Annotated in this window: 14 protein-coding genes; 8 read left to right on the forward strand and 6 right to left on the reverse strand. The window is 69.2% G+C overall.

The features are described 5' to 3' along the window. The first annotated feature begins 66 nt into the window (after positions 1–66). Both ACQGNW_RS11955 and ACQGNW_RS11960 read left to right on the forward strand, forming a co-directional pair. Positions 67–477: a CidA/LrgA family protein gene (locus tag ACQGNW_RS11955; protein WP_426663402.1), complete on the forward strand. Its 411-nt coding sequence runs from the start codon at positions 67–69 to the stop codon at positions 475–477. Next, positions 467–1,156, forward strand: coding sequence for an LrgB family protein (locus ACQGNW_RS11960; RefSeq protein WP_426663404.1), 690 nt, complete (start codon positions 467–469; stop codon positions 1,154–1,156). Before ACQGNW_RS11955 ends, ACQGNW_RS11960 begins: the two co-directional genes overlap by 11 nt. A gap of 19 nt (positions 1,157–1,175) precedes the next feature. Here ACQGNW_RS11960 and ACQGNW_RS11965 read toward each other — a convergent pair whose 3' ends face one another. Both ACQGNW_RS11965 and ACQGNW_RS11970 read right to left on the reverse strand, forming a co-directional pair. Further along, entirely contained in the window at positions 1,176–1,838 is a 663-nt protein-coding gene (locus tag ACQGNW_RS11965; protein ID WP_426663406.1) for a DUF502 domain-containing protein, read from the reverse strand. Between the two features lie 42 nt (positions 1,839–1,880). After that, a complete protein-coding gene (locus ACQGNW_RS11970; protein ID WP_426663407.1) occupies positions 1,881–2,936 on the reverse strand; it encodes a tellurite resistance/C4-dicarboxylate transporter family protein in 1,056 nt (351 codons plus the stop codon). 126 nt (positions 2,937–3,062) lie between these two features. Here ACQGNW_RS11970 and ACQGNW_RS11975 point away from each other — a divergent pair, with 126 nt between their 5' ends. Further along, positions 3,063–3,584 carry an RNA polymerase sigma factor gene (locus ACQGNW_RS11975; protein ID WP_426663654.1) on the forward strand — a complete coding sequence of 174 codons (522 nt, stop codon included), beginning with the start codon at positions 3,063–3,065 and terminating at the stop codon, positions 3,582–3,584. A gap of 2 nt (positions 3,585–3,586) precedes the next feature. Continuing rightward, positions 3,587–4,231, forward strand: coding sequence for a hypothetical protein (locus ACQGNW_RS11980; protein ID WP_426663408.1), 645 nt, complete (start codon positions 3,587–3,589; stop codon positions 4,229–4,231). Positions 4,232–4,245: 14 nt separating this feature from the next. Here ACQGNW_RS11980 and ACQGNW_RS11985 read toward each other — a convergent pair whose 3' ends face one another. The 4 genes from ACQGNW_RS11985 to trxA form a co-directional block, all read right to left on the reverse strand. Then, positions 4,246–4,698 (reverse strand): DUF4442 domain-containing protein, encoded by a 453-nt coding sequence (locus tag ACQGNW_RS11985; RefSeq protein WP_426663409.1) that lies wholly within the window; start codon positions 4,696–4,698, stop codon positions 4,246–4,248. Positions 4,699–4,853: 155 nt separating this feature from the next. Then, on the reverse strand, positions 4,854–7,088 hold the full coding sequence (locus ACQGNW_RS11990) for a CocE/NonD family hydrolase (protein ID WP_426663410.1): 2,235 nt from the start codon (positions 7,086–7,088) through the stop codon (positions 4,854–4,856). 154 nt (positions 7,089–7,242) lie between these two features. Then, entirely contained in the window at positions 7,243–8,106 is an 864-nt protein-coding gene (locus ACQGNW_RS11995) for a LytR/AlgR family response regulator transcription factor (protein ID WP_426663411.1), read from the reverse strand. Positions 8,107–8,393: 287 nt separating this feature from the next. Beyond that, on the reverse strand, positions 8,394–9,260 hold the full coding sequence (gene trxA, locus ACQGNW_RS12000; RefSeq protein ID WP_426663412.1) for a thioredoxin: 867 nt from the start codon (positions 9,258–9,260) through the stop codon (positions 8,394–8,396). 106 nt (positions 9,261–9,366) lie between these two features. Here trxA and ACQGNW_RS12005 point away from each other — a divergent pair, with 106 nt between their 5' ends. From ACQGNW_RS12005 to ACQGNW_RS12020, 4 genes are read left to right on the forward strand one after another with little or no spacing between them, the layout of a single operon-like run. Next, positions 9,367–10,017, forward strand: coding sequence for a paraquat-inducible protein A (locus tag ACQGNW_RS12005; protein ID WP_426663413.1), 651 nt, complete (start codon positions 9,367–9,369; stop codon positions 10,015–10,017). Then, positions 10,014–10,646, forward strand: coding sequence for a paraquat-inducible protein A (locus tag ACQGNW_RS12010; protein ID WP_426663414.1), 633 nt, complete (start codon positions 10,014–10,016; stop codon positions 10,644–10,646). Before ACQGNW_RS12005 ends, ACQGNW_RS12010 begins: the two co-directional genes overlap by 4 nt. Continuing rightward, positions 10,639–12,321: a PqiB family protein gene (locus tag ACQGNW_RS12015; protein ID WP_426663415.1), complete on the forward strand. Its 1,683-nt coding sequence runs from the start codon at positions 10,639–10,641 to the stop codon at positions 12,319–12,321. Before ACQGNW_RS12010 ends, ACQGNW_RS12015 begins: the two co-directional genes overlap by 8 nt. Continuing rightward, positions 12,318–12,932 (forward strand): PqiC family protein, encoded by a 615-nt coding sequence (locus ACQGNW_RS12020; protein ID WP_426663416.1) that lies wholly within the window; start codon positions 12,318–12,320, stop codon positions 12,930–12,932. Before ACQGNW_RS12015 ends, ACQGNW_RS12020 begins: the two co-directional genes overlap by 4 nt. The last annotated feature ends 111 nt before the right edge of the window (positions 12,933–13,043 follow it).

Here is a 13,043-nt window from a genome sequence, read left to right on the forward strand (position 1 = left end):
ATGGAATCGATGTGATGGAAACAATTCATTTCCATCATAACTTCGGCGGGTCTAGGCTACGCATCCATGAAGACGCTGCATGCCCGGATCCGCCTGTACTCGATGCGCCGCCCGCGGCTGGCGCTGGCGCTGCAGGTGCTGGCGCTCACGCTGTTCTGCCTCGCCTGCAACGCGGCGACGCGCCGCCTGCATCTGCCGCTGCCCGGCAGCGTGCTGGCGCTGGGCCTGCTGCTGGCGCTGCTGGGTCTGCGCGTGGTGCCGCTGGCGGGCCTGCGGCGCGGCGCGGACTGGCTGCTGGCGGAGATGCTGCTGTTCTTCATCCCCGCGGTGATGGCGGTATCGCAGCACCTGGACCTGCTGCGCGCGGACGGCCTGCGCATCGTGGCGGTGATCCTGCTCGGCACCGTGCTGGTGATGGCGAGCACCGCCTTCGTGGTCGACCTGGTGTGGCGCTGGGAGCGGCGGCGTGCGCGCTGAATTCGTCTCGCTGGCGTGGCTGGCGGCCACGCTGGGCGGCTACTACCTGCTGAAGCCCCTGTACCGGCGCCTGCCGCGCTGGTGGACCTCGCCGCTGTTCACTGTGCCGCTGCTGCTGATCGCGCTGGGCCTGCTGTTCGGCATGGACTACCCCTCTTACATCCGCGACACGCACTGGCTGGTGCTGATGCTGGGGCCGGCCACGGCGGCGTTCGCGCTGCCGATCTGGCGCCACCGCGCGCTGGTCCGCCGGCAGTGGCCCGCACTGGCGGCCGGCGTGCTGGGCGGCAGCACCGTGGCGATGACCAGCGCCTGGGGCCTGGCCACGCTGTTCGGCCTCGGCGGCGAGGTGCGGCTGAGTCTGGTGCCGCGTTCGATCACCACGCCGCTGGCGATGCTGGTGTCGGCCGACATCGGCGGCGTGCCGGAACTGACCGCGTTGTTCGTGGTGATCACCGGCGTGGCCGGCATCGCACTGGGCGAGTTGCTGCTGAAATGGCTGCCGCTGCGTTCGGCGCTGGCGCGCGGTGCGCTGTTCGGCGTGGGCGCGCACGGCGCCGGCACCGCCAGGGCCTGGGACATCGGCTCGGAGGAAGGCACCGTGGCCAGCCTCGCGATGGTGCTGGGCGGCCTGCTCAACGTGCTGGCGGCGCCGGGCGTGGCTTGGCTGCTGCGCTGAGCGCTGCTGCCGTGCGGGCCTACGGCGACCGGTCGGACAGGTGGCGCGGCGCGGGCAGGTTGTCGGGCGCCACGGCGCCGCCGGAGATGATGAAGGCCATCGCCTGGTCCATCGTCCAGTCGGTGGGCGTGAGCTCGTCGGTAGGCACCAGTTCCAGATAGCCGCCGGTGGGGTTGGGCGTGGTGGGTATGTACACCGCCGCCATCTCGCGGCCGGTGCCCTCCTCGACCAGGATGCGGGTGACGAAGCCCACCACCTTCATGCCTGGCCGCGGGAAATCCACCAGCACCACGCGCTGCGTGCCGCCGGGCTTGTTCTGCAGCACCGCCATCAGCTTCTTGGTGCCGCCGTAGATCGTCTGCACCAGCGGAATGCGCTGCAGCAGGCCGTCGAACGCGTCGAGCAGGCGCTGCCCGATCACCCGGTTCGCCAGCCAGCCCAGCAGGTACAGCGCGCCCAGCGTCAGCAGCAGGGCGAGGACGAACACCAGTCCGCGCTGGTTGAGCGTGTCCGCCGCGTGCGGCGCCACCAGCGCCAGCGCGCCGACCAGCGCCGCCACCAGCGGTGCACCGATGCCTGCCAGCAGGCCCAGCACGAACTTGAACACCAGCAGGGTCACCCACAGCGGCAGGAAGGTGAGCAGGCCGGTGATCAGATAGCGTTTGAGTCGAAACGGAGGCATGGCGGCACGCGCGGGGATGGGCGCCCCATTGTAGGGAACGGCTCAGCGTGGCGTATGTGCGCCGTGCCGCCACGCCTTGCGGTACAGCCGGCGCAGGCCGATCAGCGCGACCAGCAGCCACGCCGCGAAGCTCGCGTACACGCCCGCCGCGGGAATCGCCAGCAGGAAGTCCGCGTGCAGCGCCCGCGCCAGCTCGAAGGTGCCTACGGTGTACATGCCGATCGGGAACACGATGTCCCAGTCGTCCGTCTCGTAGCGCAGCGGCACATGGCGCCAGATGTGCCGCCACGCTTCCAGGATCACCAGCAGCGGGATCCACCAGGTGGCGGTGGCCCAGAAGAACACGGTGAAGCCCTTCACGAACGGCAGCAGCCCGGCCAGCGCGCCGTCCGCGGGTGCGTGGAGCACGATCAGGCTGCCGGCGAGCGTGGTGACCGCCAGCGCGCCCATGTCGATCCAGTACGGCGGGGTGAACTCGCGGGCGCGCAGCGGGAAGAACACCATGCGGTACACCACCAGCGTGATGATGAGCAGGTACAGCGCCGCGCCCAGCATGTACAGGCTGAGCGCCACGAACTGCAGGCGGTCGGGGGCGGCGCGGCTGGCCGCGATCAGGGTCAGCTGGGCCGACAGCGCCTGGGTGGACACCACCGCCACCAGCCAGCCGCCGTTGATGCTGCGGGTGAAGCCGGGCTTGAAGCGCGCGGTGATGGTGGCGGCGAAGAGCAGATAGATGAGCGCCAGCCAGAGCAGCGCACCGGCTGCTGCCAGCACTGCCGCCAGTACGGGCATGGGGCGCACCAGCACGCACTGGCTGCCCAGCACGCAGGTGGCTGCGGCCAGGGTGAGGAAGCCGGCTCCGCGCGAGGGATCGGTGAAGTCCGCCACCAGCTCGCGGCGAAAGCGGACCAGCCGCAGCAGGGTCAGCGCCAGCAGCCAGGCATAGGCCAGCAGGTTGAACGCGAACAGCGCCAGTGCCACCCGCGGCAGGCCGTGCTGGCTGGCGTCCACCGATACGATGCCCGTGGCCATCACCAGCGCGAAGCAGCCCGGATGGAGCCGGCGCACGCGGATCAGCAGGTTTTCGGCCAGTGCCATGCGGTTCTCCGCCAGCCCGTGGCGGCGATTATGCGGGCCGCGGGTGTGGTCGCCCGGTGACGCACTGTGACTTTTCCCGCGTCCGTGCGAATCATGCCGGCAACGACCCCGGATGCGTGGACGGACATGGGCGGCAAGGCGGACCAGCAGCGCTTCGAGGCATTGTGGCGCGAGCACCGGGGCATCGTGCTCAAGGTGGCCGGCGTCTACGCGCGCGGCACCGAGGAGCGCCAGGACCTCGCGCAGGAGATCGGCGCGCAGCTGTGGCGCGCCTTTGCCGGCTACGACGAGCGGCGCGCGAAGTTCAGCACTTGGCTGTATCGCATCGCGCTGAACGTGGCGATCTCGCACCTGCGGCGTGCGGGCGGCGAGGCCGGACGCTTCGAGCCGCTGGACGAGCGGCACCTGGAGACCATCGCTGGCGAGCCTGCCGCGGAAACGGATGAACGCATGGCCGCGCTGCACGCCTTCATCGGCGGGCTCGATGCGCTCAACCGCGCGCTGATCCTGCTGTACCTCGAAGACCGCAGCTACGCCGAGATCGCCGACGTACTCGGCATCAGCACCACCAACGTGGCCACCAAGATCAACCGCATCAAGCAGAAGCTGCGCGGCCGGATCACCGCCGCGACCATCACCGGAGCATGACCATGGAACTCGACGAGATGAAACTGGCGTGGCAGGCGCTGGGCCGGCAGCTGGAACGGCAGAACGCGCTGAACCAGCAGCTGTTCCGCGACAGCCGGATGGGCAAGTTGCGCCGCGGCCTGCGTCCGCTGATCTGGGGACAGGCGTTGCAGATGACGATTGGCGTGTTGCTTGTCGTCGTGGCCGCCGCCTTCTGGGCGGGGCACCGCGATGTTGCGCGTCTGGTGGTTTGCGGACTGCTGGTGCATGCCTACGGGTTGTTGCTGATCGCATTCGCCGCACGGGTGCTGTATCTGGTCCAGCGGATCGATCCTGCCGCGCCCGTCGTGGCCATCCAGCGCCAACTCGCCGACCTGCGCGCCTGGCGGGTGCGCGTCGAGGCGCCGGTCAACCTCGTGCTCGGCTGCTTTGTCTGGATTCCGGTGCTGTGGATGAACCTGGCGTGGTACGGCGTGGACCTGTGGTCGCCGGGCTTCATGTCGTGGGCGGTATCCAGCGGCCTGGCGGGATTGGCTGCATGCATGCTCGTGGTGTGGCTGATGCGCCGCGCCGGCTTGGCGCGGCGCGTCGAGGACAGCTCCGCGGGGCGCAGCGTGCAGAAGGCCGAGGCGGTGCTGGAGGAGATTGCCCGCTTCGAGCGGGAATAGGCTGCGGCACTGCCTCAACGTGCCCGTGGCTTCAGCCGCACATAGAGCTGCTTGCGCACCCGGGCGACCACCTCGCCGGAGGCGGTGACGATGTCGGTGTCGAACCAGCGCAGCACCTTGTCGCCACCTGCGGCAGCGGCGCGCAGTTCGTCCACGGTGGCGTCGTCGAGGTGGAAACGGGCGTAGACATCCTCGCGGCCGGGCGTCACGAAGTCGATCGCGCCGGCCTTGTCCCACACGTAGTAGTCGGGGCCGAGCCGGTGCATCGCCAGCAGCATCCAGAATGGGTCGACCATCGAGAAGAGGTTGCCGCCGAACTGGCAGCCGACGTAGTTGCGGTTGCGGCGGCGCAGCCGCAGCACCACCGTCGCCTCGGCGTAGTCCTTGCTCAGCGACTGCACGCGGATGGCATTGACCAGGAACGGCGGCCACAGGTTGATCAGCCGCCGGAAGGTGGATGCGCGCATGGGTTTGTGGGCGATGATGAAAAGTCGGAGTCTACGGCAAGCGTGCGGTGGCGTATGGGGTGCAAGGTATTGTCCCGTGACGCAACGGAACACACGAGAGGCTCCGCTGCGGCCTGTCGTCTCTGAAGGGGTCGATGCGGTGGTGCAGGAAGCCGTCAGTGGCCATGCGCGAATGCGAGGCTCCCCCGCATGCCCAGCTCGAGGTAGCTGCCGGTCGACCAGCGAATCCGTAGCGGCTCACCCGCGTCGGCGATCGACTCGGAGCTTACGTCGTGGCCGGTGCCGTAATTGATCTGGATGGACGGAACCTTGGGTACGCCGACCACGGCCACGATCCGGCTCCCGGGCGTCAGCAGGCGTGCCGTCAGCATCTGGCTCTGGAAGCGGAGGGTGCGTGGCTGGCCGGGCTTCAGCAGATGCCTGCGGGTGCGGTCCTGCATGTAGCTCACCCGGCCGAGGTACGAGGCGAGATCGAGGTAGCGGCCATCCGGTGTCAGTTCGTAGAAGTTGACCGTCAGGTCGAAGTCGCGCTTGTTGGCGACGATTTCGAACCGTCCCCGAAACAAGCCGTCGATTTCCAGCGGCTTCTGCAGCGCCTCCGTCTCGAACACCAGTGCGTTGCGGGTATCGGGGATGCCCGGCGGCGGACGGAAGTCGACGTCGCTGCGGTCGGCGAGATCGACCGTCAGCACGGGGGGCGCCTGCCGGTCCGGTGCATTGACCAGCAGCAGGTGGCCGGCCTGGCGGCGACCCGTAAGGTAGAGGCGCCGGTGGTCGGTGGCCATCGCCGCGAGCGTGGGTACGTGTCGCCAGTGGTCTGCCCCCATCACTTCGAAGTTGATTCGGTCGCTCAGGAGAGCGGGCAGGGGCGCGCCGCGGAATACATGGTCGAACCACTTCAGCCGCACGTCCTGGAGATCGATCAGCGCCGCCTTGTCGATCGCGTAGCCGTCGACCTTGGCAAGCACGCCGACCTGCATCGCGATGTGGTGGTAAGGGCCGATCAGCATGCGGTCGTCGGCCGATGGGCGGTACTTGAGGTGTTGCTCGAAGTAGTAGAGCGCGCCGACCATGCCGCCGTCGTAGTAGCCGGTCTCCACGAATACCGGGATGCGGATGCTGGCGAATTCGCGGCCGTAGGGAACCAGGCGCTGCCAATAGGCATCGTAGGCGGGGTGCTTCAGCCAGGTGTCGAAGATGGGGTTGGGTTTGCCGTCGAGCTTGTCGAGGTCGCGGTACGGTCGGCCGCTTGCGTACCACGCCCGTTCGAGCCGGTCCCAGCGGGCGCGGTCGTCATAGGTCTTGTCGTCCAGGCCCTTGGTATCCGTGGTGTAGAACGGCCACGGGTAGATGAAGCTCTGGAACACGTTGCCCTGCATCGGCGTATCGATGCCCGGTGCGTTGGTGGCATTGGTGGCGATGGCTTTCAGCGCGGGTGGATGGTGCTTGGCGGCAGCCCATTGGGTGAAGCCGTTGTAGCTGCCGCTGAACATGCCGACGCGGCCGTCGCTCCAGGATTGGCGCGCAAGCCAGGCGATCACCGTGGCCGCGTCCTGGCCGTCGTGGACGTAGGGCACCGCCGGGCCTGGGCTGCTTCCCTTGCCGCGCGTGTAGGCGACGGCGCCGGCATAGCCACAGGCCGCCATTTTCATGGCGTCGTCCAGGCTCCAGCGATCCTTGGCGTAGATCGTGAAGTTCAACAGCGCGGTCAGCTTGGCCGGCCCCGTGGAGCGGGGAAGCACGAGCATCGCCGCGATCGTGGAGCCATCCGGCGTCGGGATCAGGATAGGGTCGTCGATGAGGAATCGTCGCCTCGTGTCGGCTTCGACCAGCGCCCCCAGCGCCGGCGTCAGGTACTTCCAAACGTTCAGCGCCTCGCGGGCGGCAATGAGGTCCCCAGCCGATGGGCATGCGGCGAGTGACATCCCTGCGCAGGGTCTTTCCCGCTCCGCGTCTTCGGCGCGCAGGCGATCGAGGTCGACGCGAAGCCAGGGGTGGATATCCGCCACCCGGCGGTTCGAAAGGGCGCCGTAGAGCTGGGAAAAGGCGCGGGCCAGTGCGTCGTGGGGTGCCATTCCCGCCGCCTCGTGGCCTTTCGCCCGGGCATAGATCCGCCAGGGCGTGAGGGCAGGGGCGAGCCTCGGTTCGTTGGACCGATAGACCGAGCCGAGGCGATCGAGCGTTGCTTCCGCCTCCGCGTAGCGTCCGGCGGCGAGCTGCAGCCGGTAGAGCGTGGTCAGGTCGGCGGGACTTTCGGCTGCGGCGTAGTCCGGGATCAGCCTCGCGGCGACGGCGGGCAACACAGCGCTTCCGGCAGGAGGGGCCTTGGCCCAGGCGGTAAGCGTTGCGAGGCTGGCAGCGAGCAGGACAGGCAGGGCAAAGGGTTTCATGCGGTCCGTATCTCCGGGTCACGGGATGGATCAGCGATGCGCGTCGCAAGCCGGGTCGTGGCCTGGGCGGTTCGATGATCGGGAGGTCCGCAGAGGAAAGGCCGAAAAATCGGCGAATGGACACTTCGCGGCGGTAAACGGCAACAGCGGGCGGTCAGAGCACCCGGTTGCGCAGCCGTTTGGCGCCCTCTCTGCTGGTGGAGATCGTATGGCCGGTCTCCATGTGCAGCAGCAGGCGCCCGCCACCGGCTGGCTCCGCCCGGGCGATGCGGTGGGTGTTGACGATCCAGGAGCGATGGACGCGCACATATTTCGCCGGATCGAGGGATCTGGTGAATTCCGCCAGCGTCAGCCGAACGAGGTGCCTGCCGCTCAGCGTGCGCACTTCGGCGTAGTCGTCCGCACCGCCGATGCTCACCACCGTATCGATGTCGAGCGGCCGGAGTTCTTCGCCGATCCGCACGAAGTAGCGGGAGAGCGCCGTGTCGGCCCGTGCCTCGGGTCCCCGCTCGCCGCCTTCGGCCGGCGTGATGGCGGCATCAGCGCTCGACATGCCGTCCCCCTGCGTGCCGGCGTCCGGGAAAACGGGTGGCGGCAGCGCGGCTGCGGCCTGCGGTTCGGCCTCGTTCCGTCCAGGGGCAGGTACGCCGGATGTCCTGCCCGGGGATTGCAGATGGGACACCGCTGCGATCAGCGCATAGGTGGTCACGTTCTCGAGCGATTGCCAGGATGCCCCGCTGATCGAGAAAGGCCGCACCACGAAACCGTCGGGCCCCGCGCCATTGAACAGGCCCAGCAGGACGATCAGCAACAGGTAGGACAAGGCGGCAAAGGCGGTGCACAGCAGGAGATGGGAGGCCAGTTGGATCGCCACCGGCCTGCCGACAAGCTGCCGCGCCACGATGCGGCGCACCGCTACTCCGAAGATCACCACCGGTATCGTGTTGGCTGCTCCGCCCAGGAGACATCCGGCGAGATCGAGGCCCATGGCCAAGCGGATCGTGACCGCATAGGCCATGAAGATGCCGGCGATCGCAAGAAGATCAAAATTCCGCGGTCTCATTCGCAACGACCCGTGTTCAATCCGTGCCCTGGTCGAGGGCCGCCGTCGCCAAGTCTGTCGGTGCCATGGGACCCGGGCGCCATCCTAGCTGCTTTGCGATGCACTGCCGCGCATGTCGAGGCGGCGTCGGTTTTCCTGCGCCCGTTGAACCCCCGACGCTCGTTGGTCGCGGGGGCATGGACAAGCGGCAACGATGACCGCCGCAGTGCCTGCATCGCACGGCGGCTCGTCAAGCCGTCGGCTCAGAACAGCAGCGAGGCCATGCGGCGGCGGTAGCGACCGACCAGTTCGGCGTCGTCCAGCGTGGCAAACGCGGCGAGCAGGCGCTTCTTGCCGGCACCGTCGTTCCAGTCGCGGGCCTTTTCGAGGATGGCGAGGAATTGGTCGAGGCCCGCGGCGGGGTCGTCGCCCAGCAGCAGGCGCACGCCCAGCAGGTCGCGCGCCTCCCAGTCCGCCGGGTCGGCCGCCACGCGCCGTTCGAGTTCGGCCTGGGCGGGCGCGTCCTTCAGCACGCGCGCCAGCTCCAGCTGATGGCGCAGGCGCACGGCGCGCGCGTCGGTGGCGAGGTTGGCGGGCAGGGCGTCGAGTTCGGTGGCGGCGGCGTCGCTGCGGCCGGCCTGGGCCATCGCCACGGCGAGGTCGAGCTTCAGCTCGGCGCGCTCGGGCTCGACGGCGATCGCCTGCTGCAGGCGGTTGATCGCCGCCTCCGGCGTCTCGGCAGACGTTTCGGAAGCCGCCACTTCCTCCTCGCCGCCCTCCAGCGGCTGCACGTGGCGCGCCAGGAATTCGCGCAACTGGCCCAGCGGCAGCGCGCCGGCGAAGCCGTCGGCGATCTGGCCGTCCTTCACCAGTACCACGGTGGGCACGCTGCGGATGCCGAACATCGCGGCGAGCTGCTGGTTCCGGTCCACGTCCACCTTGCCGAGGCGGAACGCGCCCTTGTATTCGGCGGCAAGCTGCTCCAGCAGCGGGCCCAGCGTCTTGCACGGGCCGCACCAGGTGGCCCAGAAATCCACCAGCACCGGGGTGTCCAGCGAGGCGTTGATCACCTCGGCCTCGAAGTTCTGTTCGGTGACGTCGAAGACGTGGTCGAGGGTGGCGTCGGTCACGGCGGATTCCAGCGGGCGGGGAAATACCCCAGATCGGGGCGCCGGGGAGCATATCAAGCCGGCGCCGCTTCAGCCGCGAGCCGGCCGGATTTGCGAGAATCGCCGCATGGACGCGTCCCCGCCCGACATCGCCGACCACGACACCGCGCCGTCCGCGCTGCTGATCTGCGAGCACTGCGACACCGTGCATCGCCGCCGCCCGCTGGCGAAGGGCGAGGTGGCGGAGTGCGCGAGTTGCGGCGCGGTGCTGGAGCGCTACCACGGCCTGCGCGCCGACGCGCTGCTGGCGCTGATCCTGACCGGGCTGGTGGTGTTCGTGCAGGCCACGTTGTGGCCGATCGTGACGCTGGGCCTGAACGGCCAGTACGTGGCCGCCACGCTGTGGGACGTGATCCGCATGATGTGGATCGACCACTCGCAGCTGGTGGCGGTGCTGGCGGCGGCCACGCTGTTCGTGTTCCCGCTGTGCAAGATCCTGATCCTGGGTTGGCTGCTGCTGTTCGCGCGCAGCGGCCGCCGCGCGCCGGGCTTCCGCCGGCTGATGGTGACGCTGCACCACGTGGGGCCGTGGACGATGAGCGAGGTGTTCGTGCTGGGCGCGCTGGTGTCGATCGTCAAGGCGCACCTGTACTTCGACGTGACCCCCGATCCCGGCATCTACGCCTACGGCGCGCTGATGCTGCTGATCACCGTGTTCGCCGGCGTCGACCTCACCCGGCTGTGGGACGAGACCCGCGACGACGGGGCGGCACCATGAACGCGCTGCCGCGCGCCGACGCGCTGGGCCTGATCGGCTGCCACGTCTGCGGTCAGGTCTGCCGCGCGGCGGACGAGGGCGACGGCGTGCTGGCCTGCCCGCGCTGCGGCTCGACGCTGCACCGGCGCAAGCCGGCGGTGTACACGCGCACCTGGGCGCTGCTGATCGCCGCGTTCCTGATGTACATCCCCGCCAACGTGCTGCCGATCATGCGCACGGCGAGCCTGGGCGACATCGACGACAACACCATCCTCAGCGGCGTGGTGGAGCTGTGGGTGAAGGGCTCGCCGGGGCTGGCGGTGATCGTGTTCTGCGCCAGCATCATGGTGCCGATGCTGAAGTTCCTCGCGCTGGGCACGCTGCTGATCAGCTGCCGCCGCGGCAGCAGCTGGGCGCGACGGCAGCGCGCGCAGCTGTATCGCCTGGTGGAACTGATCGGCTACTGGTCGATGCTGGACGTGTTCGTGGTGGCGCTGCTCACCGCGCTGGTACGCTTCGGCTACTTCAGCCTGGTGGAACCGCTGCCGGGCGTGGTGTTCTTCGGCCTCACCGTGGTGCTGACCATGTTCGCCTCGATGTGCTTCGATCCCCGGCTGATCTGGGACGGCAAGGAAGATTCCGATGACTGACGAGCAATCCGGCGCGCCGCAGCCGGCAGGTGGCAACGCCTTGCCGTGCGCGGTGGTGCGCAAGCGGCGCACCAACGTCTCGCTGATCTGGCTGGTGCCGATCCTGGCGGCGGTCGTGGGTGCGTCGCTGGTGGTGGGCAGCTGGCTGCAGGCCGGCCCCGACATCACGATCAGCTTCCAGAGTGCGCAGGGCCTGACGGCGGGCAAGACGCCGGTGAAGTACAAGGACGTGGTGATCGGCAAGGTGGACAAGATCCGCCTCAGCGGCGACCGCAGCCACGTGCTGGTGAAGGTGGCGCTGGAGAAGAGCGCGAAGGCTTTCGCCACCAAGGGCACGCGCTACTGGGTGGTGCGTCCGCGCATCGGCCTGGGCGGCGTCTCCGGGGTGGATACGCTGTTCTCCGGCGCCTACATCGGCGCGGACACCGGCGACTCGAACGCGCCGGAGGATGAATTCAAGGGGCTGGAAAACCCGCCTGCGGTGACCCACGGCGAACCGGGCAAGAGCTACACCCTGCACGCCGACGACCTCGGTTCGCTGGACATCGGCTCGCCGGTGTACTTCCGTCGCATCCAGGTGGGCCGGGTGGTGTCCTACCAGCTGGACAAGGATGGCAAGGGCGTGTCGCTCGCGGTGTTCATCGACAGCCCGAACGACCGCTTCGTGGATGCCTCCACGCGCTTCTGGAACGCCAGCGGCATGGACGTGTCGCTGGGCGCAAACGGGCTCAAGGTCAACACGCAGTCGCTGGCCACCGTGCTGGCCGGCGGCGTGGCCTTCCAGGACCCGGGCGGTCCGCACGACACCACGCTGGCGCCCGACGGCGCCAGCTTCCGCCTGTTCGGCGACGAGACCACCGCGATGGCGCCGCCGGACGGCGAGCCGCAATACATCCGCATGCGCTTCGACCAGCCGCTGCGCGGGCTGGCGGTGGGCGCGCCGGTGGAATTCCTCGGGATGAACTTCGGCAGGGTGGTGTCCATCCGCATGGACTACGACGAGAAGACCCAGCGCTTCCCGTTCATCGTGGGCGCCGTGGTCTACCCCGAGCGGCTGGGGCAGGCGCACGACAAGCTGCTGGCGCTGGCGAAGGCGCAGGGCGACAACGCCGATCTCTCGCACATGGTCGGCAAGCTGGTCGAGCACGGCCTGCGCGCCCAGGCGCGCACCGGCAACCTGCTCACCGGGCAGCTCTACATCGCGCTGGATTTCCTGCCGCACGCGGCGAAGGTGCATTACGACCCCGATGCGCATCCCCTGCAGATTCCCACCGCGCCGGGCAGCTTCGACAAGCTGCAGCAGCAGATGGCCGACATCGTCGACAAGCTGGACAGGATCCCGTTCGACCAGATCGGCAACCACCTCAACGACTCGCTGGCCAGCCTTGACGCCACGCTCAAGCAGGTGAACGGCAAGACCCTGCCGGCGCTCGACGACACCATGCACGACGCCCGCAGGACGCTCGGCACGGCGAACGACACGCTGTCCGCCGATTCGCCGCTGCAGCAGAACGTGGGGCAGACGCTGGAGGAGCTGCAGCGCACGATGCGCTCGCTGCGCGTGCTCACCGACTACCTCGGCGTGCACCCGGAATCGCTGCTGCGCGGCCGGTCGGCCGATCCGCAGCCGCTGGAACGGAAACCGACCGCCCCCGTCCACAGGAGCCAGCCATGAGCCGCCTGCATTCGTGCCTGTTCGCCGGCGCCATCACGCTGGGCCTCGCCGGCTGCGCCTCGGCGCCGCTGCATTACTACACGCTGGTCGCGCCGGCCGGTGGTGGCGTACCCGCCACCTCGCCTGCGCCGTATCCGTTCGAGTTGCTGCCGGTCAACGTGCCTGCACAGGTCGACGTGCCGCAGCTGGTGGTGCGCGAGGGCGGGCAGGGCATGCTGCCGCTGCAGGGACGGCGCTGGATCGCGCCGCTGGGCGATGAGATCCGTGGCGCGCTGTCCGCCGACCTCGCCCGTGCGCTCGGCGTGCCGGACATGAGCGGTCTGCCCGGGGACGGCAAACCGCGCCTGCGCATCATGCTGGACGTGCGCCGCTTCGAGTCGGTGCCCGGCAGCCGGGCACTGCTCGACGCGGCGTGGAGCCTGCGCCTGGTGGGCGGCTCCGGCGGGCAGGACGCGCTCGCCTGCACCAGCCTCGTCAGCGAGCCGGTGGCGGCTGGCTACGACGCGCTGGTGGCCGGCCACCAGCAGGCACTGGCCGCACTGGCCGCACGCATCGCCGCCACGGCGCGCGCCTACGAGGCCGGCCAGGCCCCGGCATGCCCCGCCGATTGAAGGCATGGGCCCGCTCCCCTGCGCGCGGAGCCTGTCCCGGACCTGATCCGGGAGAAGGGCCGGGGCGGGGTGGTTTTCGGCCCGGCGCAGGCCCGGGGTGCGGGCCCCTTC

The organism is Rhodanobacter aciditrophus, from assembly GCF_050026795.1.
Classification (GTDB): domain Bacteria; phylum Pseudomonadota; class Gammaproteobacteria; order Xanthomonadales; family Rhodanobacteraceae; genus Rhodanobacter_A.